At 63.3% G+C, this 21196-nt stretch carries 15 protein-coding genes and 3 rRNA genes; 4 read left to right on the top strand and 14 right to left on the bottom strand.

What is annotated here, in order from left to right:
• Positions 1 to 3: 3 nt before the first annotated feature.
• The 3 genes from RCP37_RS06650 to nucS are packed head-to-tail and all read right to left on the bottom strand — an operon-like array spanning position 4 to position 2137.
• Positions 4 to 297, bottom strand: coding sequence for an Rv1322 family protein (locus tag RCP37_RS06650; protein ID WP_308486142.1), 294 nt, complete (start codon positions 295 to 297; stop codon positions 4 to 6).
• 24 nt (positions 298 to 321) lie between these two features.
• Entirely contained in the window at positions 322 to 1416 is a 1095-nt protein-coding gene (locus RCP37_RS06645; RefSeq protein WP_308486141.1) for an NADH:flavin oxidoreductase, read from the bottom strand.
• Positions 1417 to 1462: 46 nt separating this feature from the next.
• Positions 1463 to 2137: an endonuclease NucS gene (gene nucS / locus RCP37_RS06640; protein ID WP_308486140.1), complete on the bottom strand. Its 675-nt coding sequence runs from the start codon at positions 2135 to 2137 to the stop codon at positions 1463 to 1465.
• A 47-nt stretch (positions 2138 to 2184) separates the two neighbouring features.
• Here nucS and RCP37_RS06635 point away from each other — a divergent pair, with 47 nt between their 5' ends.
• On the top strand, positions 2185 to 3789 hold the full coding sequence (locus RCP37_RS06635; RefSeq protein WP_308486139.1) for an adenylate/guanylate cyclase domain-containing protein: 1605 nt from the start codon (positions 2185 to 2187) through the stop codon (positions 3787 to 3789).
• Positions 3790 to 3796: 7 nt separating this feature from the next.
• Here RCP37_RS06635 and glsA read toward each other — a convergent pair whose 3' ends face one another.
• Positions 3797 to 5074: a glutaminase A gene (gene glsA / locus RCP37_RS06630; RefSeq protein ID WP_308486138.1), complete on the bottom strand. Its 1278-nt coding sequence runs from the start codon at positions 5072 to 5074 to the stop codon at positions 3797 to 3799.
• 95 nt (positions 5075 to 5169) lie between these two features.
• Between glsA and RCP37_RS06625 the strand changes: the two genes are divergently transcribed.
• Both RCP37_RS06625 and RCP37_RS06620 read left to right on the top strand, forming a co-directional pair.
• Positions 5170 to 6675, top strand: coding sequence for a DNA-3-methyladenine glycosylase 2 family protein (locus RCP37_RS06625; RefSeq protein WP_308486137.1), 1506 nt, complete (start codon positions 5170 to 5172; stop codon positions 6673 to 6675).
• Entirely contained in the window at positions 6672 to 7163 is a 492-nt protein-coding gene (locus tag RCP37_RS06620; RefSeq protein WP_308486136.1) for a methylated-DNA--[protein]-cysteine S-methyltransferase, read from the top strand. The genes RCP37_RS06625 and RCP37_RS06620 overlap by 4 nt, the downstream gene beginning before the upstream one ends.
• 68 nt (positions 7164 to 7231) lie before the next feature.
• Here the strand turns inward: RCP37_RS06620 and RCP37_RS06615 are convergent, their stop codons facing one another.
• The 5 genes from RCP37_RS06615 to murA all read right to left on the bottom strand — a co-directional run bounded on the left by RCP37_RS06615 (position 7232) and on the right by murA (position 15505).
• Positions 7232 to 8314 carry a PE-PPE domain-containing protein gene (locus RCP37_RS06615; RefSeq protein WP_308486135.1) on the bottom strand — a complete coding sequence of 361 codons (1083 nt, stop codon included), beginning with the start codon at positions 8312 to 8314 and terminating at the stop codon, positions 7232 to 7234.
• Between the two features lie 298 nt (positions 8315 to 8612).
• Positions 8613 to 8725: ribosomal RNA gene (gene rrf, locus RCP37_RS06610) — 5S ribosomal RNA — on the bottom strand.
• A gap of 142 nt (positions 8726 to 8867) precedes the next feature.
• Positions 8868 to 11988, bottom strand: a 23S ribosomal RNA gene (locus RCP37_RS06605).
• Positions 11989 to 12345: 357 nt separating this feature from the next.
• Positions 12346 to 13880, bottom strand: a 16S ribosomal RNA gene (locus tag RCP37_RS06600).
• Together the 16S, 23S and 5S rRNA genes form the textbook arrangement of a ribosomal RNA operon.
• A gap of 371 nt (positions 13881 to 14251) precedes the next feature.
• Positions 14252 to 15505, bottom strand: coding sequence for a UDP-N-acetylglucosamine 1-carboxyvinyltransferase (gene murA, locus RCP37_RS06595; protein WP_308486134.1), 1254 nt, complete (start codon positions 15503 to 15505; stop codon positions 14252 to 14254).
• Between the two features lie 101 nt (positions 15506 to 15606).
• Here murA and RCP37_RS06590 point away from each other — a divergent pair, with 101 nt between their 5' ends.
• A complete protein-coding gene (locus RCP37_RS06590) occupies positions 15607 to 16197 on the top strand; it encodes a cob(I)yrinic acid a,c-diamide adenosyltransferase (protein ID WP_308486133.1) in 591 nt (196 codons plus the stop codon).
• Between the two features lie 46 nt (positions 16198 to 16243).
• Here the strand turns inward: RCP37_RS06590 and RCP37_RS06585 are convergent, their stop codons facing one another.
• From RCP37_RS06585 to atpA, 5 genes are read right to left on the bottom strand one after another with little or no spacing between them, the layout of a single operon-like run.
• Positions 16244 to 16687, bottom strand: a complete 444-nt coding sequence (locus tag RCP37_RS06585; protein WP_308486132.1) for a DUF2550 domain-containing protein — start codon at positions 16685 to 16687, stop codon at positions 16244 to 16246.
• Between the two features lie 15 nt (positions 16688 to 16702).
• Positions 16703 to 17068, bottom strand: a complete 366-nt coding sequence (locus RCP37_RS06580; RefSeq protein ID WP_064889093.1) for a F0F1 ATP synthase subunit epsilon — start codon at positions 17066 to 17068, stop codon at positions 16703 to 16705.
• Between the two features lie 34 nt (positions 17069 to 17102).
• Positions 17103 to 18533, bottom strand: a complete 1431-nt coding sequence (atpD, locus tag RCP37_RS06575; RefSeq protein WP_067975131.1) for a F0F1 ATP synthase subunit beta — start codon at positions 18531 to 18533, stop codon at positions 17103 to 17105.
• A 24-nt stretch (positions 18534 to 18557) separates the two neighbouring features.
• Positions 18558 to 19481 (bottom strand): F0F1 ATP synthase subunit gamma, encoded by a 924-nt coding sequence (locus RCP37_RS06570; protein ID WP_308486131.1) that lies wholly within the window; start codon positions 19479 to 19481, stop codon positions 18558 to 18560.
• A gap of 7 nt (positions 19482 to 19488) precedes the next feature.
• Entirely contained in the window at positions 19489 to 21138 is a 1650-nt protein-coding gene (atpA, locus tag RCP37_RS06565; RefSeq protein ID WP_308486130.1) for a F0F1 ATP synthase subunit alpha, read from the bottom strand.
• Between the last annotated feature and the right edge of the window lie 58 nt (positions 21139 to 21196).

Genomic DNA, 21196 nt, shown 5'->3' with positions numbered 1-21196 from the left:
CTTCTAGGACCACTTTCGGGTCGGACCCCGGTTGCTGCGGTTAGCCCAGCAAGGCGTATGCCAATGCCGCCGATCATCGCCTGCGGCGTCGCCGAATTCGGCAAGCCACACCACCACATGGGCTATGCCGCACCGGATTTCGTGATCGCAACCCGGGCACCGGTAGACCTTGACGGCCCGCGAGCCAGCAATCGGCAAGACGAGGTATTCGTAGCCGTCTGGGCCGGTCTCCACGCGCTGTTGCAGCGGCAGCGGCCGTAGCGGCTGTTGCCGACGCGACGGACTGCGGCGAGCCATGCCGATCAGCCTAGTGACCCCACATCAGGCCAGTTTGGACAGCGCGGCCGCCGCGTCGTAGCCGCTGAACCCGCCCAGCTCATCGCGACGCAGGCGATTCACCCAAGTCGGGTCGGCGAGCAGCGCGCGCCCGATGGCCACCACGTCGAACTCCCCGGCGTCGAACTGTTCGACCAGCCGGTCGACCGGTGCGGGCGCAATCACCTCGCCACGCTTCTCGCTGCGGAACTGCGTTTCCAATCCGACCGACCCGACTGCGATGACCGGCACGCCGGTGACCTTCTTGGTCCACCCAGCGAGGCTCAACTCGCTGTCATGGTCGGGGAAGCCGGGGGCGTAGTGCCTGCGCGTCGAGGGGTGCAGGGCATCCACGCCGGCGTCGACGAGGGGCGTGAGTAGTTCCTGCAACTGGGTCGGGTCCTCGGCGATGGAGGCCGCGTAGTCGGTGCCCTTCCACTGGGAGAAGCGGAAGATGATCGGATAGTCCGGGCCGACCGCGGCGCGCACCGCCGCGACCACCTCTGCAGGAAAACGTGTGCGAGCGGCCAACGATCCGCCGTAGCCGTCGGTACGGCGATTCGTGCGTTCCCAGAAGAATTCGTCGAGCAGATAGCCGTGGGCACCATGGATCTCGACCGTGTCGAAGCCGAGGTCTCGTGCGGTGGCGGCGCTGGTGGCGTAGAGCTGTGCGATCTCGGCGAGTTCGTCGGTCCGCAGGGCGCGGCCGCGCGGTTCCCCGTGCCCGTCGATGCCCGACGGACCGACCGGTTCCACACCGTCGTCATCGCGGCGCTCAACCCCTTGGTGCCACAGCTGCGCAGCGATCGTCGCTCCCTCGGCGTGGACGCCGTCGACGACGCGGGTCCAGCCGGCGAGCACCTCGTCGCCGGCGAGCGTCGGCACGCTGGCCGGAAATCCCGCTGCCGGTTCGGGCAGCCGGATGCCCTCGGTGATGATCAGTCCCACCCCGCCCGCGGCACGCCGCCGGTAGTACTCGGCCACATCGCTGCCCGGAATGCCACCCGGCGAAGCCTGGCGGGTCATCGGCGCCATCGCGAACCGATTCGGAACGGTCAGCGAGCGGACCGTCAGGGGATGGAAAAGGTCATCTAGTGCCATGCGGTCCTCCAACGCGCGACCGTGCGCTCCTATTCCGGCAAGGCGATCAGAACAGCCGGAATTCGTCGTTGTCCATGCCGCGCATCGCGTCATAATCCAGTGTCAGGCAACGAATACCGCGGTCGGTGGCCAGCGTGCGGGCCTGCGGCTTGATCTGCTGGGCGGCGAACACCCCACTGACCGGCGCGAGCAGGCTGTCGCGGTTGAGCAGTTCGAGGTATCGCGTGAGCTGTTCCACACCATCGATCTCGCCGCGCCGCTTGATCTCCACCGCGACCGCGCGCCCGTTTTCATCGCGACACAGCAGATCCACCGGGCCGATCGCGGTCATGTACTCGCGGCGCACCAACGAGTAGCCCTCGCCGAGCAATTCGACGTGCTCGGCGAGCAGCGCCTGCAGTTGTGCTTCGACGCCGTCTTTGACCAGACCGGGGTCGACACCCAGCTCGTGGCTTGAGTCGTGCTCGATCTCCTCGATGGTGATCCGCAGCTGGTCGCCGGTTTTGTTGTTCGCCACCACCCAGACCGGCAATTCACCGCCGGTCTCCTCGGTGATGCGGCACGGTGGACTCATCCAGTTCAGCGGCTTATAGGCACGGTCGTCGGCGTGCACGCTGACCGAACCATCGGCCTTTAACAGCAGCAGTCGCCGGGCAGAGGGTAGGTGCGCGGTGAGCCGGCCGACATAGTCGACGGTGCACTGGGCGATTACGAGTCGCATCCGATCCACCTTAAAGGCCCGCGCCGAGCAATTATTCTTACGCCACGATGAAGCCGACAAAGACGACCGCGCAACGCCTGGGCCGCGCGCTGGAGATGCTCACGCGTCAGAGCGGTCGGCTGCCCGAGACACCCGAATACGGCTCCTGGCTGTTAGGCCAGGTGTCTGAAAGTCAGTACCTGCGCCGGATACGTATTCAGTTCATCTTGACCATCGTCATGGTGGGCACGAACCTGCTCGGTGTCGCCGTGGATGTCCTGCTGGTGACGGTGGCCTTTCCGGTGCCCAATGTGTTCACCGACGCCCCAAAGTGGCTGACCTTCGGGCTGGTGCCGGCCTACGTGGTGATCGCGGTGGTCGCCGGCACCTATGGAATCACCCGGCGCACCATCCAGAAATTGCGTTGGGCCATCAAGGAACAGACGCCAACCCGCGACGACGAACGCAACGCCTTCCTGACTCCGTGGCGAGTGGCGCAGGTCGTGCTGGCCCTGTGGGGTGTCGCGACGGTGTTGTTCACCGCGCTCTACGGCATATACGACAAGATCTTCATCCCGATCATCGGCTTCACGATGAGCGTCTGCGGCATTCTGGTGGCCACCGCCTGCTATCTGTTCACCGAATTCGCGTTGCGGCCGGTGGCCGCACAGGCGCTGGCCGCCGGTCCGCCGCCGCGGCGAATCCTCTCGGGCATCATGGGCCGGACCATGATGGTCTGGCTGCTCACCTCGGGCGTCCCCATTCTGGGTATCGGCCTGACCGCCTTGTTCGCCGTGGTGCTGAAGAACCTGACGTTGACGCAGTTCGGCGTTGCCGTGCTGATCGCCTCGGTGACGACGCTGGTTTTCGGGTTCCTCCTCATGCTGATCCTGTCCTGGCTCACCGCAACGCCGGTACGCGTGGTGCGCGCAGCTCTGCGACGCGTCGAGCAGGGCAACCTACAAGGCGATCTAGTGGTGTTCGACGGAACCGAACTCGGTGAGCTGCAGAGCGGTTTCAACGCGATGGTGCACGGGCTGCGCGAGCGTGAGCGTGTGCGCGACCTGTTCGGCCGCCACGTCGGACGTGAGGTGGCCGCCGCCGCCGAACGCGATCAGATACAACTGGGCGGCGAAGAGCGCCATGTCGCAGTCATTTTCGTCGATATCGTCGGCTCGACGCAGATCGTGACCGCCAAGCCCGCGACCGAGGTCGTCACCCTGCTGAACCGATTCTTCGCCGTCGTCGTCGACGAAGTCGACCGCCATCGGGGGCTGATCAACAAATTCGAGGGCGATGCCACTCTGGCGATCTTCGGCGCCCCGAACCACCTCGACCAGCCCGAGGACGAAGCGTTGGCCGCGGCCCGGGCCATCCTGTACCGGCTGGCCGACGAGGTGCCGGAGATCCGGGCGGGCATCGGCGTGGCGGCCGGGCAGGTGGTGGCCGGAAACGTCGGCGCCAAAGAACGTTTCGAGTACACCGTGATCGGCGAACCGGTCAACGAGGCCGCCCGGCTGTGCGAGTTGGCGAAGACCCAGCCACTGCCCGTGTTGACGACGGCCAAGACCATGTATGCCGCCAGCATCAGCGAACAGGCCCACTGGGTGGTGGGTGATTCGATCGTGTTGCGCGGCTACGAAGCACCCACGGTGCTGGCCAGCCCGCTGTAACGCGGGTCTAGTCCCCCGCCCAGGTCTCGGTTGCCGCCAGCGCATCCTCGACCGTGGCGAACACCAGCCCGGCATAGGCCGCCGGATCGGGCGACACTGATCCGTTGGGATCGACGAGCAGACCCTGCTTGTCCAATGCCCGCAGCTCCTCGGAGAGCCCCGCAAGCAGGCCGCGGGCCGGCTCGCTGATCGTGTGCAGCCGCGAGACATCGAGGATCGCGGTGTCGAACTCACCACATTCGCGGGTCGCGGTGCGGGCCACCTGTTCGGCGCCGGCGAACAGCAGATCACCGTGCACCTCGTAGACCCGAATGCCCGGACGTGGGGTGTACACCCCGCGAATCGCCGCATGCGCTTCACTGCTCACCGTCAGGAAGTGCAGCCCCAGCTGTTGGGACAGGCTGCGGCACACCAGCATCCCACGCACGCTGTTGCCCTTGGCGTCGATCCGCGGCGAATAGACGCCGATACCGAGCTGTCCAGGCAGCACCGCCACGATGCCACCGGCCACACCGCTCTTGGCCGGCATCCCGACCGCACTGACCCACGCACCGGCGGCGTCATACATGCCGCAGGTCACCATGACCGACAGCGTTCGCCGCACCACCGCGGCATCGGTCACCTGCCGCCCGGTCAAGGGGTTGAGGCCGCCGCGAGCCAGCGTCGCGGCCATCCGGGCCAAGTCGGTGCTGGTGACCTTCAGCGAACACTGGCGGATGTAGAGATCCAGCGCATCGTCGGGGTCCGCACCCAAGGCGCCGAAACTCTCCAGCAGATAAGCGATCCCGCGGTTGCGGCTGCCGCTCGCCCGCTCGGACTGGTACACGGCCTCGTCGAAGTCCAGGCTGCGCCCGGCACAGGCGCTGAAGAAGTCCCGGACAAGATCGAAGCGGTCTTCAATGGTCTTCCCGGGTATCAGCGAACACGCCACGATCGCCCCGGCGTTGATCATCGGGTTCTTCGGCACATTGGTGACCTGATCCACACTGATCTTGTTAAAGCCCTCACCGGAGGGTTCCACGCCGATCCGCGCGTCGACGTCCGTCTGCCCCAGCTGATCGAGGGCGAGCGCGTAGGTGAACGGCTTGGATATGGACTGCATGGTGAATTGCACGTCGGCGTCGCCGGACTCGTAGACGTAGCCGTCCGACGACGACAACGCCAGGCCGAACCCCGTGGGATCGACTTCGGCCAATTCCGGGATGTAGCTCGCCAGGGCGCCATGGCTCACCCCGGCGTGCTCGGCGAGGATCCCGTCCAAGTACCGCTGTACCAGTGCCGCCACGCACCGAATGCTAGCTCCCAGCCGCGCCAACGGCCCGGCACTGTCGTGTCGCTTTCCCGCTAGTGTCGTCGGCCGTCGCGTGTCATCGTGGAAACGTGCATGACGACTTCGACCGCTGCTATCGCGCCGTGAAGTCCAAGGACGCCCGTTTCGACGGCTGGTTCATCACCGCGGTTCTCACGACAGGCATCTATTGCCGGCCCAGTTGCCCGGCGCGCACGCCGCTGCCGCCGAATGTGGAGTTCTACCCCACCGCCGCGGCAGCGCAGCGAGCCGGCTTCCGCGCCTGCAAGCGTTGCCGACCAGACGCCGCGCCGGGTTCTCCGGAATGGAACATCCGCGGCGACATCGTGGGGCGGGCCATGCGCCTGATCGCCGACGGCACGGTCGATAGGGAGGGCGTAAGCGGGCTTGCCGGCCACCTCGGCTACTCGGCCCGCCAGTTGCAGCGGTTGCTGCAGGCCGAGGTCGGCGCCGGCCCGCTGGCACTGGCCCGCGCCCAGCGCACGCAGACCGCCCGCGTGCTGATCGAGACCACCGACCTGCCGTTGGGTGATGTGGCCTTCGCCGCCGGCTTCGCCAGTATTCGGCAGTTCAATGACACCGTCCGCGCCGTGTGCGCCACGACGCCGACGGCGTTGCGCAGCAATGCCGTGGCGCGGTCACGAGCTCCCTCCGACCGCGAGGCCCCCGGTCCGGGCGCATTGTCGCTGCGGCTACCGGTGCGCACGCCGTTTGCGTTCGAGGGTGTGTTCGGGCATCTGGCGGCGTGCGCGGTGCCCGGTTGCGAGGAGGTACGTGACGGCGCCTACCGGCGCACTCTGCGGCTGCCGCACGGCAACGGCATTGTCAGCCTGCGCCCGGCGTCCGACCATGTCCGATGCCGTCTCGTGCTCGACGACTTCCGCGATCTCACCGCCGCGATCACCCGCTGCCGACGACTGTTGGACCTCGACGCTGACCCCGAAGCCGTCGTGGAGGCCCTTACGGCCGACTCCGATCTGGCTCCCCTGGTGGCCAAGGCGCCGGGGCAACGCATTCCGCGTACCGTCGACGAAGCCGAGCTCGCGGTGCGGGCGGTGCTCAGCCAGCAGGTGTCGACCAAAGCCGCACGCACCCATACCCATAGGCTAGTTTTTGCCCACGGTCAACAGATCGACGATGCCGAAGGCGGGCTCACTCATGTCTTTCCCTCGGTGGAACGGCTCGCCGACATCGATCCCGATCAGCTCGCCCTCCCTCAAGCCCGTCGGCGAACGCTGCTCACTCTGGTCGCGGGCTTGGCCGACGGCACTCTGGGCCTCAATGCGGGCTGCGACTGGGAACAGGCGCGCCACGACCTGATGGCGCTCCCGGGTATCGGGGCCTGGACCGCCGAGATGATCGCCATGCGCGGGCTGGGCGACCCCGACGCGTTTCCCGTCACCGATCTCGGCGTGCAGGTGGCTGCGCGCCGATACGGCCTGCCCGACACCCCGCAAGCCCTGATCCAGCGCAGTGCGCGGTGGCGACCGTGGCGCTCCTATGCCACCCAGCATCTGTGGGCCAGCCTCGATCACGCCGTGAACGACTGGCCACCGGCGTCGAAGGAGATCGCATGACCACGCAGCGCATCATCGATAGCCCCATCGGTCCGCTGACCTTGGCCGGCAATGACGACAAGCTCAGCCATCTGTTGATGCTGGATCACTCCCACGCCCCCAGCCGGACCGGTTGGATTCGCGACGACACCGCGTTTCCGGATGTGGTGGAGCAGCTCGCGGCCTACTTCGCCGGCGACCTCACCGACTTCGATCTGGCCTACGAGATGGCCGGCACCGAATTCCAACGCCGCGTGTGGACTGCCCTACTGACCATCCCGTACGGCCAGACGCGCTCTTACGGTGAGCTGGCCAGCCAGATCGGGTCGCCCACGGCGTCGCGCGCAGTTGGGTTGGCCAACGGCCGCAACCCGATCTCGATCATCGTCCCCTGCCACCGGGTGATTGGCAGCAACGGCAGCCTCACCGGGTACGGCGGCGGAATCGACCGCAAGCGGACCCTGCTCGCCCTCGAACAGCAGCACAGCCACGCCACCCTGTTCGACTGATCGTGAAACGAGCCGGGGCCGGAACCCCCCACGGGTGGTTCCGGCCCCGAATCTCGGGCAACAGCGGCCTAGCCGATGATGTCGATCGGGTCGGGCATCGGGAACACGTCTTGGTTGGTGAACGCCGCCAGGAAGGCAGACAGACCGGTCAGGGCCTCGTCCAATGTCGGGGTCGGCGAGTCCAGGTATCCCGCCAGGTATCCCTCGTTGATGATCGGAAGCAGCGACGGGTGGTCGTTCAATCCGTAGATGTGGTACGTCTCGGGGTCGAACCAGCTGGAGATGGAGTTGCTGATCCCGTCCAGCGCTGCCTTGCCCAACGCGGTGACGAGGTCACCGAAGTCGATGTTGGGCGGTAACAGACCACCGCCGGCAGGCAACTGGTCGATGTCTCCCGGCGGCCAGCCGTGGTCGATGCTGCCGTAGCCGAGATTCACCAAGATCCGGGTTACCGGCTCCAGCAGCTCATAGAGCGGCATTCCGATGATCGGGAGCAGCTGCAGCGGTGCCAGCAGCGGCAGGATCTCCAACGGCATCATGTGGAACGTGGTCAGCGAGTCAGGGTCGCTGACCGGTAGTTCGATGGCATTCGCGATCTCTTCCGGAGTCGCGCTCGCGTACACCGAGTGTCCGTAGATGAAACCCAGCGCGGAGTTGAGCTGCGACAACGGGTTGTCGTAGATCGGCTTGACCCCAACCGGGTCGTACTCGTAGTTGTAGACGTCGGTGTGATAACCATCGAGATCGACCCGAGCGGCCGACATGGAACCGATCGTCACGATCCGGACAAGGTCGTTGGACACCTCGTTCTCTTGCAGCCAAGCCACCAGGTTTGCCGCGATCCCGCCACTCTGGGAGTAGCCGAAGACCACGATCGGATGCTCTGCATCCACGGTCCCGGCATTGAGCCGCTCGGCAATCGAGTTCTCCAGGTACCGAAGGCCGACCGCACTCGAGGTCGAACTGACGTTCTCCGGGCCAAACTGCGAGTACAGGTCGCCGGTGAAGCCATGCGGCTTCAAGAAGAGCTCGTCGATGGCCGCCATAAAGGCGGGAGTGGGCTGGGGAATGCCCGTACCGCCCATGATCAATGCGACGCCGTCTCCGAGCGACGTACCGTTCCCCGTGAGCGAGAACGCCGGCGACTGCACATGGGCTAACGGTGAGACAACAGGGGCACCCGCGAAGACACTGGCAGCAGCAACAGTGGCAACAAGCGGTAAGCAAGCGTTAACTCGCACGCGGTTCCTCCTATAAAGATCCTTAACTGAACCTTAAAGGTATCCCCAGGGAGTGATCTCCGCAATAGTTTCAACGGAAAATTTGACACGTGTCAGCGCCCGCGGGCGGAGCCGGCCCGCCCGACATCACCGGCCGACGGCGGAGGCGACCTGATGCACAAATGCCTGTGCCCCCCAATTTCTTGGGGGGCACAGGTCTTAATGTTGTGTTCGGCGGTGTCCTACTTTTCCACCCGTGTGGGCAGTATCATCGGCGCTGACAGGCTTAGCTTCCGGGTTCGGGATGGGACCGGGCGTTTCCCTGTCGCTATTTCCGCCGTAACTCTATTTTCTTTTCCTGTGTGGTGAACCGGTTCCCGGTGTGGGGGTGGTTCACCTGTGTCACCAAGTTTGTGTTTGGTGGTGGGGTGTGGGTCTTTAAGTATTTTGTGGTGTGGTTGCGGGCAACACTGTTGTTTCTTTGTGTTGTAAGTTTTCGGCCGGTTAGTGCCAGTTCCCTGCACACCTTGCGGTGCTTCCAGGTCTGGTCTATCAATCCCGTGGTCTGCGGGGGGCCTTATCCCTCTAAAAGGGTGAGAATCCTGGTCTTGGAGTAGGTTTCCCGCTTAGATGCTTTCAGCGGTTATCCTGTCCGAACGTAGCCATCCAGCCGTGCTCCTGGTGGAACAACTGGTACACCAGAGGTTCGTCCGTCCCGGTCCTCTCGTACTAGGGACAGGTTTCCTCAAGATTCTGACGCGCGCGGCGGATAGAGACCGAACTGTCTCACGACGTTCTAAACCCAGCTCGCGTGCCGCTTTAATGGGCGAACAGCCCAACCCTTGGGACCTGCTCCAGCCCCAGGATGCGACGAGCCGACATCGAGGTGCCAAACCATCCCGTCGATATGGACTCTTGGGGAAGATCAGCCTGTTATCCCCGGGGTACCTTTTATCCGTTGAGCGACACCCCTTCCACTCGGGGGTGCCGGATCACTAGTCCCGACTTTCGTCCCTGTTTGACGTGTCAGTCTTACAGTCAAGCTCCCTTGTGCACTTACACTCAACACCTGATTGCCGTCCAGGTTGAGGGAACCTTTGGGCGCCTCCGTTACATTTTAGGAGGCAACCGCCCCAGTTAAACTACCCACCAGGCACTGTCCCTGAACCAGCTTCATGGTTCGAAGTTAGAGGTCCAATACGATCAGAGTGGTATTTCAACAACGACTCCACCCACACTGGCGTGCGAGTTTCACAGTCTCCCACCTATCCTACACAAACCGCATCGAACATCAATACCAAGCTATAGTGAAGGTCCCGGGGTCTTTTCGTCCTGCCGCGCGTAACGAGCATCTTTACTCGTAATGCAATTTCGCCGAGTCTATGGTTGAGACAGTTGAGAAGTCGTTACGCCATTCGTGCAGGTCGGAACTTACCCGACAAGGAATTTCGCTACCTTAGGATGGTTATAGTTACCACCGCCGTTTACTGGGGCTTAAATTCTCAGCTTCACCCCGAAGGGTTAACCGGTCCTCTTAACCTTCCAGCACCGGGCAGGCGTCAGTCCGTATACATCGTCTTGCGACTTCGCACGGACCTGTGTTTTTAGTAAACAGTCGCTTCTCACTGGTTTCTGCGACCCCCTCCCGCTGCCGGCCGCGAAGGCCATGACGGTATGAGGGTCCCCCTTCTCCCGAAGTTACGGGGGTATTTTGCCGAGTTCCTTAACCATAGTTAACTCGTACGCCTTGGTATTCTCTACCTGACCACCTGTGTTGGTTTGGGGTACGGGCCGTGTGTGAGCTCGCTAGAGGCTTTTCTCGGCAGCATAGGATCACCGAATTCGCCACAATTGGCTATGCATCACCTCTCGGACTACATGCCAGACGGATTTGCCTATCTGACGTCCTACGGGCTTGCCCCAGTATTACCACTGACTGGTACGGCTACCTTCCTGCGTCACCCCATCGCTTGACTACTACCAGCGAAGGTCCCACGCAGCCAGCAGTCGTCTCTCCCCGAAGGGATTAATCGACCACCTTTTGGGTGGTTAGTACCACTGATTCATCATGGGCGCGCACACACGGGTACGGGAATATCAACCCGTTGTCCATCGACTACGCCTGTCGGCCTCGCCTTAGGTCCCGACTCACCCTGGGAGGACTGGCCTGGCCCAGGAACCCTTGGTCTTTCGGCGGGCAAGGTTCTCACTTGCCTCATCGCTACTCATGCCTGCATTCTCACTCCCACACCCTCCACCACTAGATCACTCTGTGGCTTCACCGGATGCAGGACGCTCCCCTACCCAATACTTACGTATTGCCGCGGCTTCGGCGGTGTGCTTGAGCCCCGCTACATTATCGGCGCACAATCACTTGACCAGTGAGCTATTACGCACTCTTTCAAGGGTGGCTGCTTCTAAGCCAACCTCCTGGTTGTCTAAGCGACTGCACATCCTTTTCCACTTAGCACACGCTTTGGGGCCTTAGCCGGCGATCTGGGCTGTTTCCCTCTCGACGCACGGAGCTTATCCCCCGCCGTCTCACTGCCACGCTTATACTCACCGGCATTCGGAGTTTGGCTGACGTCAGTAACCTAGTAGGGCCCATCGGCCATCCAGTAGCTCTACCTCCAGTGAGAAACACGCAACGCTGCACCTAAATGCATTTCGGGGAGAACCAGCTATCACGGAGTTTGATTGGCCTTTCACCCCTACCCACAACTCATCCCCTCAGTCTTCAACCTAAGTGGGTTCGGGCCTCCACGCGGTCTTACCCGCGCTTCACCCTGGCCATGGGTAGATCACTCCGCTTCGGGTCCACAACACGCCACTACACACACCCCAACGGATGTGATACGCCCTATTCAGACTCGCTTTCGCTGCGGCTACCCCACACGGGTTAACCTCGCGACGTGCCGGTGACTCGCAGGCTCATTCTTCAAAAGGCACGCCATCACCCCACTCAAAGAGAGGGCTCTGACGGATTGTAGGCACATGGTTTCAGGTACTATTTCACTCCCCTCCCGGGGTACTTTTCACCATTCCCTCACGGTACTAATCCGCTATCGGTCATCGAGTAGTATTCAGGCTTACCGGGTGGTCCCGGCAGATTCACAGCAGATTCCACGGGCCCGCTGCTACTCGGGAAATCGTCACAAGACAGGTATCGGGTTTTCACGTACCGGGCTCTCACCGTCTACGGCAGGCCATCCCAAGCCACTTCCGCTAACCACAACACTTTTTTACTGTCCTCCAGGTGAGTAGACCCAGACATGACGCTCCCACAACCCCGCACACACAACCCCTACCCGGTATCACATGCATACGGTTTAGCCATCCTCCGCTTTCGCTCGCCACTACTCACGGAATCACATTTTGTTTTCTCTTCCTACGGGTACTGAGATGTTTCACTTCCCCGCGTTACCTCCCCACTGGCTATACATTCACCAGTTGGTGACACGACATCACTCGTGCCGGGTTTCCCCATTCGGACATCCTCGGATCCACGCTCGGTTGGCAGCTCCCCGAGGCATATCGCAGCCTCCTACGTCCTTCATCGGCTCTCGATGCCAAGGCATCCACCATGCGCCCTTAAACACTTACAAATCACAAAAACCAAGAAACAAAAATTGCAAAAACAAACAAGACACAAGCCTTGCTTGCTAGATGCTCGCAACCACTATCCACAAAACAAACACCACACCCCACCACCAAGATGGAGCGACAACACACCCACCCCCCAAAAGGGGCGAAAACAGGCCTGTTGCCTCAGGACCCAACAGTGTGCCCAGCCAAAGCCGGCCAACACCACCCCCGAAGAGATCGTGCCGGTTGATGATCAAAGCTGTTGTTGTTTCAAAACAATCTGCACCACCGACAACCCACTACAGGCGCCGGCGAAAAATATCCCAACCATCACATCCCGCACTGTTGCGGGGACGGGGGAAAATGGTGCTCCTTAGAAAGGAGGTGATCCAGCCGCACCTTCCGGTACGGCTACCTTGTTACGACTTCGTCCCAATCGCCGATCCCACCTTCGACGGCTCCCTCCACAAGGGTTAGGCCACCGGCTTCGGGTGTTACCGACTTTCATGACGTGACGGGCGGTGTGTACAAGGCCCGGGAACGTATTCACCGCAGCGTTGCTGATCTGCGATTACTAGCGACTCCGACTTCATGGGGTCGAGTTGCAGACCCCAATCCGAACTGAGACCGGCTTTAAAGGATTCGCTAACCCTCACGGGATCGCAGCCCTTTGTACCGGCCATTGTAGCATGTGTGAAGCCCTGGACATAAGGGGCATGATGACTTGACGTCATCCCCACCTTCCTCCGAGTTGACCCCGGCAGTCTCTCACGAGTCCCCACCATTACGTGCTGGCAACATGAGACAAGGGTTGCGCTCGTTGCGGGACTTAACCCAACATCTCACGACACGAGCTGACGACAGCCATGCACCACCTGCACACAGGCCACAAGGGAACCGATATCTCTACCGGCGTCCTGTGCATGTCAAACCCAGGTAAGGTTCTTCGCGTTGCATCGAATTAATCCACATGCTCCGCCGCTTGTGCGGGCCCCCGTCAATTCCTTTGAGTTTTAGCCTTGCGGCCGTACTCCCCAGGCGGGGTACTTAATGCGTTAGCTACGGCACGGATCCCTAAAGGAAGGAAACCCACACCTAGTACCCACCGTTTACGGCGTGGACTACCAGGGTATCTAATCCTGTTCGCTCCCCACGCTTTCGCTCCTCAGCGTCAGTTACTGCCCAGAGACCCGCCTTCGCCACCGGTGTTCCTCCTGATATCTGCGCATTCCACCGCTACACCAGGAATTCCAGTCTCCCCTACAGTACTCCAGTCTGCCCGTATCGCCCGCACGCCCACAGTTAAGCTGTGAGTTTTCACGGACAACGTGACAAACCACCTACGAGCTCTTTACGCCCAGTAATTCCGGACAACGCTCGCACCCTACGTATTACCGCGGCTGCTGGCACGTAGTTGGCCGGTGCTTCTTCTGTACCTACCGTCACCCCAAAGAAAACCTTGGAGCTTCGCCGATACTGAAAGAGGTTTACAACCCGAAGGCCGTCATCCCCCACGCGGCGTCGCTGCATCAGGCTTGCGCCCATTGTGCAATATTCCCCACTGCTGCCTCCCGTAGGAGTCTGGGCCGTATCTCAGTCCCAGTGTGGCCGGACACCCTCTCAGGCCGGCTACCCGTCGTCGCCTTGGTAGGCCATTACCCCACCAACAAGCTGATAGGCCGCGGGCCCATCCCACACCGCAAAAGCTTTCCACCACACACCATGAAGCGCGTGGTCCTATTCGGTATTAGACCCAGTTTCCCAGGCTTATCCCAAAGTGCAGGGCAGATCACCCACGTGTTACTCACCCGTTCGCCACTCGAGTACCCCCGAAGGGGCCTTTCCGTTCGACTTGCATGTGTTAAGCACGCCGCCAGCGTTCGTCCTGAGCCAGGATCAAACTCTCCAAACAAAAACAATTTGGAAACAATCCCAAAACATCAGTCAAAAACTGACATCAAAAAATACGCCACACCCCCAACACGGGGCGCCGAAGGCATGGCAAAAACAACAACAAAAAATTTCACCAAACACACTATTGAGTTCTCAAACAACACGCCGCCTGGCTTCAGGCAACCCCCGTACTATACTCTTGAGTTGAAGCTAAGTCAACTCCGAGCTTTTCGGGGCTTCCAGAAGGACTTCCAGACTTGCTGCCTGGCTTCAGGCAACCCCGCTACTGTACTCGCTTTTCGGAGTTGAGTCAACTCCCAATTTTTCGGGGCTTCCGGAAGGACTTCCAGACTGCCGGTAGTTCCGCGGTCCGCGTCCCTCCGGCTCGACCTATATTACACGTTCTATCTCAGCGCCCAAATCGCCTAGATATTCCACGAATAACGGGTAGCCGCGATCGATGTGGAAAACGTCGTGGACCTCGGTCTCACCGTCTGCGACCAGGCCCGCAAGGACCAGACCGGCTCCAGCACGGATGTCGGAGGCCCACACGGGTGCACTCGAGAGCTGCGGCAGCCCACGCACCACCGCATGGTGGCCGTCGGTACGCGCATCGGCCCCAAGGCGGATCATCTCCTCGACGAACCGGAATCTGGCCTCGAAGACGTTCTCGGTGATCATCGATGTGCCATCGGCGATCGCCGCGAGGCCGATCGCCATCGGCTGCAGGTCAGTGGGGAATCCGGGAAACGGCAAGGTCGCGACGTTGACGGCCTTCGGCCGCTCGTATTGCACCACCCGGAAGCCGTTATCGGACTGGGTGACCGTCGCCCCCGCATCGTGCAGCTTGTGCAGAACAAGCTGCAGGTGAGATGGGTCCACCCCGGTGACCGAGATGTCGCCGCGGGTCATCACCGCAGCAATCGCCCAGGTCGCCGCCACGATCCGGTCGCCGATCACTTCGTGTTCGGTGGGATGCAGACGTGGTACCCCGGTGATCTTCAGCGTTGGAGAACCCGCACCTTCGATCTGGGCGCCCATCTGGTTGAGCATCGTGCAGAGATCAGCGACATCGGGCTCACGTGCCGCGTTGTGGATGGTCGTGACGCCTTCGGCCAGGACCGCGGCCATCAGGATGTTCTCGGTGGCGCCGACCGACGGGAACTCCAACTGGATCTCGGCGCCGCGCAGCTTCTCGGCGTGGGCAACCACACAGCCGTGTTCGATATTGCAGGTGGCGCCCAGCTGCCGCAGGCCGGCTTGATGCATGTCGAGCGGGCGCGAGCCGATCGCGTCGCCGCCCGGTAGTGCGACTTTCGCCTTCAGACACCGCCCCACCAGGGGGCCCAACACACAGACCGACGCCCGGAACTGGCGCACCGCGGCGAAGTCCGCGTCGTATTTGGGTTCGTCGGGCGAGGTGATGCGCACGGTGGTGCCCTCAAGTTCGACATTGGCACCCAAGCCGCGCAGCACCTCGGCCATCAGCGGCACGTCCAGAATGTCCGGGCAGTTGGTGATGGTGCTGGTGCCCTCCGCCAACAAAGCCGCCGCCATCAGCTTCAGGACGCTGTTCTTAGCGCCACCGACGGCGACCTCACCGGACAATCGGTTACCCCCGGTAACCACGAAACGCTCACCCACTCGCGTCAGTGTAGTGACGACACGAGCCCTATCCCGACCAATCCGGGGCTGCTGCCGAAGCGGGGATTGCACCGGTTCCCTCCCCCGGTACGGTTTGGGCTATGGCAGTGCACATCACGCGCGTTTACACCCGTACCGGCGACGACGGAACGACCGGCTTGAGCGACTTCTCCCGCGTACCCAAGACCGATCCGCGGTTGGTGGCCTACGCCGATGTCGAGGAGGCCAACGCCGCGATCGGTGTCGCGATTGCGCTCGGCGAACCCGCCGAGGTGGTGAGCGCCACACTGCTGCACATTCAAAACGACCTGTTCGACGCAGGTGCGGATCTGGCCACGCCGGTCGCCGAGAATCCGAAGTACCCGCCGCTGCGGATCACCGCCGACTACGTCGACCGAGTGGAGGCGTGGTGTGACGAGTACAACGAACAGCTGCCCCCGCTCAACTCGTTCATCCTGCCGGGCGGCTCACCACTGTCGGCACTGCTGCACGTGGCTCGAACCGCGGTGCGCCGGGCCGAGCGCTCGGCCTGGGCCGCACTCGATGCCTACCCCGAGGGCGTGTCGGTGCTGCCGGCAAAGTATTTGAATCGCTTGTCGGACTTGATGTTTGTCCTGTGCCGAGTGGCAAACACCGATGGTGACGTGCTCTGGAAGCCCGGCGGCGAACGCACTGATCGCCCCGAAAAGTAGTCTGCGCCAACGGCTCCAGCGACCTCGGCTTGTTCAGTCGGCTTGTTCAGTAGCTCTGCCGCCGGGCCCGCGGGGACGGGCGCGCCTCCAGCCAGGACAGGAAGGCGGTCCGCGCGCCGCGGTCCAGCGCTATCTCGAAGCCGGCCCGACGGTCCTGAGCGACATCGCAGAGTTCGAGCACCACGATCTCGTCGGTCATGATGTCGAATTCGTCGCCGCGGGGCGCACGGCGGGCCACCACGTCCACGCCACGTCGACTGAGCCGACGATCCGGCCACAACCGCACGCTGGAAAGACGGTAGAAAGCCGCTTCGCCGCCGCGATAGCGGACCACGCCATGACGCCAGCCGTGTCCGCCAACGGCCGGAAGGTCGCGCATGATCGCGGCCGTACCGCCCTGACGCAGCTTCCACAGCCGGTAGCTGAGCGCAACAACGGCGCCCAGCAAAACGCCGACGAGCACGACCATGCAGATCATGGGCGTGCTCATCGGTTCTCGAGCCTCTTAGTCGATTAGACCCAGGGCGCGCAGCCTGGCCCGCCCCCGTGCAGCCATCTTGGGGTCGCTGGACTGGGCCTCGTGCCGTGCGGACGCCTCGTCGATCTCCGAGGTGAAGTCGACGGCCTCAGCCAAGATGCTGACGCCCTCTTCGGTCACCGACAGGAAGCCGCCGTGTACGGCAAGCCGCAGTTCGTCCTCCTCGACGCGGTCCACCCGCACCATCGCGTCATCGACGAGCTCGGCAACCACCGGGATGTGTCCCGGCAGGATGCCGATCTCACCGACGGTGGTCCGGGTGAAGATGAACGTGGCCTTGCCCGACCACACCTTGCGATCGACCGCGACGATGTCGACGTCAAGCTCTGCCATTACCCACCGCCTTTCGTCTTGGTAGGAGTCCGCGTCACAGCTTGGCGCCCAGGCTCTCGGCCTTCTTGGCCAGGTCGTCGAGACCACCGATCAGGAAGAACGCCTGCTCGGGCAGGTGGTCGAAGTCGCCCTTGGTCAAGCGGTCGAAGGCCTCGATGGTCTCCTTCAGCGGCACCGTCGAACCGGGCTGGCCGGTGAACTGCTCGGCAGCCATCATGTTCTGGCTCAGGAACCGCTCGATACGCCGTGCCCTGCCGACCAGCTGCTTGTCCTCTTCGGAGAGCTCGTCGATACCGAGGATGGCGATGATGTCCTGCAGGTCCTTGTACCGCTGGAGCACCCGGATGACCTCCTGGGCGACACGGTAGTGGTCGTCGCCGACGATGGCCGGGTCCAGAATGGTCGAGCTGGAGGCCAGCGGGTCCACCGCCGGGAAGATGCCCTTGGAGAACACCGCACGGCTGAGCTCGGTGGTCGCGTCCAGGTGCGCGAACGTGGTCGCCGGCGCCGGGTCGGTGTAGTCGTCGGCGGGCACGTACACGGCCTGCATCGAGGTGATGGACCGACCGCGGGTCGAGGTGATCCGCTCCTGCAGCTCACCCATCTCGTCGGCCAGCGTGGGCTGGTAACCCACGGCCGAAGGCATGCGGCCCAGCAGGGTCGAAACCTCGGAGCCGGCCTGGGTGAACCGGAAGATGTTGTCGATGAACAGCAGCACGTCCTGGCCCGCCTCGTCGCGGAACCACTCGGCCATGGTCAGGGCCGACAGCGCCACGCGCATACGAGTGCCCGGCGGCTCGTCCATCTGACCGAACACCAAGGCGGTGTCCTTGAGCACGTTGGCGTCCTCGAGCTCGACCCACAGGTCGTTGCCCTCACGGGTGCGCTCCCCCACGCCGGCGAACACCGAGGTGCCACCGAAGTTGCGGGCGATACGGTTGATCATCTCCTGGATAAGCACGGTCTTGCCCACGCCGGCACCACCGAACAGGGCGATCTTGCCGCCACGCACGTACGGGGTGAGCAGGTCGACGACCTTCAGGCCGGTCTCGAGCATCTCGGTGCGCGGTTCCAGCTCATTGAAGGCCGGGGGCTTCCGGTGGATGCCCCAGTGCTCGAAGTCCTCGCCGTAGCCCGGCTTGTCGAGGCAGTTCCCGAGGGCGTTGAACACGTGGCCCTTGACCTCGTGACCCACCGGCACCGAGATCGCGGCACCGGTGTCGGTGACCTCGGTGCCACGCACCAGGCCGTCGGTGGGCTGCATCGAAATGGTGCGGACCAGGTTGTCACCCAAGTGCTGGGCGACCTCGAGGGTCAGCGTCTTGGCCAGCTCCGAGAAGGAGATCTCCGCGTGCAGAGCGTTGAACAGCTCAGGCACCGCGCCCCGGGGGAACTCGACGTCGACGACGGGGCCGGTGACGCGTACCACGCGGCCGGCGGTTGTCTTGTCAGCGGTAACAGTCATTATCTTCTTCGCTTCCTTGGGGACTTACCGGGCGGCGTCGGCGAGGGCATTCGCACCGCCAACGATTTCGCTGATTTCCTGGGTGATCTGAGCCTGGCGCTCACGGTTGGCCTCAAGGGTCAACGCTTTGATCAAGTCGTCGGCATTGTCGGTCGCCGACTTCATCGCGCGCTGGCGCGAAGCCAGCTCCGAGGCCGCCGAGTCGAGCAGCGCGGCATACACACGGGTGGTCAGATACCGCGGCAGCAACGAGTCGAACAGCGTGGTGGCGTCCGGCTCGAAGGAGTACAGGGTCTTCGGACCGCTCTCCTCGCCCACGTACTCCACCAGCATCGGGGCGATCCGACGCGCCTCGGCCGACTGCGACAGCATCGAGCGGAAGTCGGTCGACACGATGTGCAGTTCGTCGACGCCCAGGACCCCGTCGGTGCCCGGGTGGTCGCCGTCGTCGTCGACGCCGGCCAGGAAGGCCTCAACCAGAGTCGAGGCGATCGTGGCGGCGTTCTCGTAGGTCGGCTGCTCGGAGAATCCGGTCCAGGAGTCGGTGACCGCCCAGTTCCGGAACGAGTAGTAGGCCAGGGCCTTGCGTCCGACGACGTAGAGAACCGGGTCCTTACCCTCCGAGCGCAGCAGAGAGAACAGCTCCTCTGCCCGGCGGAAGACGTTGGCGTTGTAGCCGCCACACAGACCACGGTCGGACGACACCACCAGGACACCCGCCCGCTTGGGCTCGCTGCGCTCGACCAGCAGCGGGTGCTCCAGGGCCGCCTCGGCGGCCAGAGTGGTGAGCAATCGGGTGATCTCGTCGGCGTACGGCCGGGCCGTTTCCAGCCGAGTCTGCGCCCGGCCGATACGCGAGGTGGCGATCAGCTCCTGAGCCTTGGTGATCTTCTTGATCGACCCGGCTGAGCGGATTCGCCCGCGTAGTTCGCGAAGTGTGGCTGCCATAGCGGCGTTACTTCTTCTTCGCCGGCGCGGCCTTGTGGACCTGCACCGCTTCCTTGCCGAGCTTGTCCTCGTCAAGCGCGTCGACGTGCTCGTCGGGAACCACCGAGCTGCCGTCCGAGGCGGCGAAGCCCTTCTTGAACTGGTTGATCACTGCAACCAGCTTCTCGTTGGCCTCGTCGGAGAGCTTCTTGCTCTCGCGGATCCCGGTCAGCAGGTCGTTCTCCGAGGCCCGGATGTGGTCCAGCAGCTCGGCTTCGAAGCGGCCCACATCCTCGACCGGCACCGAGTCCAGGTGACCTTCAGTACCCAGGAAGATCGAGACCACCTGCTCCTCGACGGGCAGCGGTGCGTACTGGGGCTGCTTGAGCAGCTCCACCAGGCGTGCACCACGCTCCAGCTGAGCCTTGCTGGTGGCGTCCAGGTCGGAGGCGAAAGCGGCGAAGGCCTCCAGCTCGCGGTACTGCGACAGGTCCAGACGCAGCGAGCCGGCCACCTCCTTCATCGCCTTGATCTGGGCGGCGCCACCGACACGGGACACCGACACACCGACGTTGATGGCCGGGCGGACGCCCTGGTTGAACAGGTCGCTCTCCAGGAAGCACTGGCCGTCGGTGATCGAGATGACGTTGGTCGGGATGTAGGCCGAGATGTCGTTGGCCTTGGTCTCGATGATCGGCAGACCGGTCAGCGAACCGCCACCCAGCTCGTCGGAGAGCTTCGCGCAACGCTCCAGCAGACGGGAGTGCAGGTAGAACACGTCACCCGGGTAGGCCTCGCGGCCCGGCGGGCGGCGCAGCAGCAGCGAGATGGCGCGGTAGGCCTCGGCCTGCTTGGTCAGGTCGTCGAAGACGATCAGCACGTGCTTGCCCGAGTACATCCAGTGCTGGGCGATCGCCGAGCCGGTGTAGGGGGCCAGCCACTTGAAGCCGGCGGAGTCCGACGCGGGCGCGGCGACGATCGTGGTGTAGTCCATGGCGCCACCCTCTTCCAGCGCGCGACGCACGCTGGCGATGGTGGTGCCCTTCTGGCCGATCGCGACGTAGACGCAACGAACCTGCTGGTTCGGGTCGCCGGTCTCCCAGTTCTTGCGCTGGTTGAGGATGGTGTCCACACAGAGCGCGGTCTTGCCGGTCTTGCGGTCGCCGATGACGAGCTGACGCTGGCCGCGGCCGATCGGGGTCATGGCGTCGACGGCCTTGATGCCGGTCTGCAGCGGCTCGGACACGCTCTGACGCTGAACCACCGAGGGGGCCTGCATCTCCAGCGGACGACGGGTCTCGGCCTCGATCTCGCCGCGCGCGTCGATGGGCTGTCCCAGCGGGTTGACGACGCGACCGAGGAAGCCGTCGCCGACCGGCACCGAGAGCACCTCACCGGTGCGCTTGACCTGCTGGCCCTGCTCGATGTTCTCGAAGTTGCCCAGGATGACCGCGCCGACGCTGTGCTCGTCGAGGTTCAGGGCTACGCCCAGCACGCCGCCGGGGAACTCGAGGAGCTCCTGGGTCATCACCGAAGGAAGGCCCTCGACGTGTGCGATGCCGTCGCCGGCGTCGATGACGGTGCCGACCTCCTCGCGCGCGGTGTCGGCGCTGAAGGAGCTCACGTACTCCTCGATCGCCCCCTGAATGTCGTCAGAGGAGATTGTCAACTCTGCCATGGCTTTTCGTCTTCCTGCCTTCGAAATGGGTGTTGGGCTCTTGGACCGGGTAGGTCTT

Origin of the sequence: Mycolicibacter sp. MU0102, from assembly GCF_963378105.1 — a bacterium.
GTDB classification, from domain to species: Bacteria; Actinomycetota; Actinomycetes; order Mycobacteriales; family Mycobacteriaceae; genus Mycobacterium; species Mycobacterium holstebronense.
This window is presented reverse-complemented; position numbering and strand designations above follow the sequence as displayed.